Genomic DNA, 1,033 nt, shown 5'->3' with positions numbered 1-1,033 from the left:
ACATTGTAGTAGTGGATGTGCTAAATACATTCATAAAAAAGCCAGGGAAATATTATTATTGATTAATGATAGAAGTTATTCTACATGGCCTGATATTAATGAGTGGATTTCTATTTTGCCAGAGGATTATGTAGAGTCCTTTCGCAACTCAAATGAAGATGAAGATTGGATACTTAGTGATTGGCTTTATTGGTTTGAAATTGAAAATAGAGCTTGGTTTTTATGGAATATAAATGTTATTGATGAAAATCATCTAAAAATTAGTGTATTAATTTATGAGCATCCCTTTCCATCAGAATCATTAAAAGTTATGTTCACACATCTCGGAACCGATGAACTGATAGAAACAAACATCTATTAAAGCAAACACAGGAAAGATACGTCACACATCATTGATCATATTGCAAGCCCTGCAGATTAACTAGGCAATATGCACCCTTAGCCGTTTATATTTTCTGGGGCAGCTTGAGGATGCGGATTCAGGACTGTACTATAAGCGGTTCCGGTACTATGATTGTGAGACGGGACAGTATTTCTACGTAGATCCGATAGGATTAAACGGTGGGCTGAACTTATATGCTTATGCGCCTAATCCGCTGTCATATATTGATCCACTTGGATTAAAATGCGCTACTCTTGAATATCATCATCGTCAGAAACCAGGCAAAATAACTAATTTGCGAGAACTTAAGCGACAAATTAGGGGACAGATAAGAGCTTTCAATAAAATATTGAAAGAAGAAGGAATGGAAGGTTTAAAACGACGCATAAGTAATTATACGGCTAATGTGGAAAAGCAAGGTCGTGATTATGTTAGAAAGCTAGGGTCAGCCGGAGATGGGAAAGCTTGGTTGCATGAACCAGATATGCGAACAGGTGGGCTACCTAGTGATGTAAGCAGAACTGGGCTTAGTAGAGAGAATTCAATTCTCGGGGGAAATGCCCCTCAAATTGCAGACCAGATATTATCAATGTCTAATGATGTTGATAAGTTAACAGCTAAACTAATTCTTTCTGGAATATCACCATGAAT

General features: G+C 37.1%; 2 protein-coding genes and 1 pseudogene. All 3 read left to right on the top strand.

What is annotated here, in order from left to right; all coding sequences use genetic code 11:
- Window positions 1–361: hypothetical protein (locus tag HEN33_RS25075; RefSeq protein ID WP_183083519.1), on the top strand; the 361-nt coding region annotated here is incomplete at its 5' end.
- Between the two features lie 67 nt (window positions 362–428).
- Window positions 429–611 (top strand): annotated as a pseudogene (locus HEN33_RS26875) (RHS repeat-associated core domain-containing protein); the annotation flags it as partial.
- A gap of 135 nt (window positions 612–746) precedes the next feature.
- On the top strand, window positions 747–1,031 hold the full coding sequence (locus tag HEN33_RS26630) for a polymorphic toxin type 15 domain-containing protein (protein WP_240828109.1): 285 nt from the start codon (window positions 747–749) through the stop codon (window positions 1,029–1,031).
- Window positions 1,032–1,033: the final 2 nt, after the last annotated feature.

Source organism: Escherichia sp. 94.0001 (assembly GCF_013369155.2).
In the GTDB taxonomy this organism is placed as follows: Bacteria; Pseudomonadota; Gammaproteobacteria; order Enterobacterales; family Enterobacteriaceae; genus Escherichia; species Escherichia coli_F.
Note: the sequence above shows the minus strand (reverse complement) of the source record. Positions and strands in the feature narration are given on the sequence as shown.

What these genes read in the sequence shown, in the direction of transcription:
- HEN33_RS26630 (WP_240828109.1), top strand. Translation starts at nt 747, where the DNA reads ATGGAAGGTTTAAAACGACGCATAAGTAATTATACGGCTAATGTGGAA.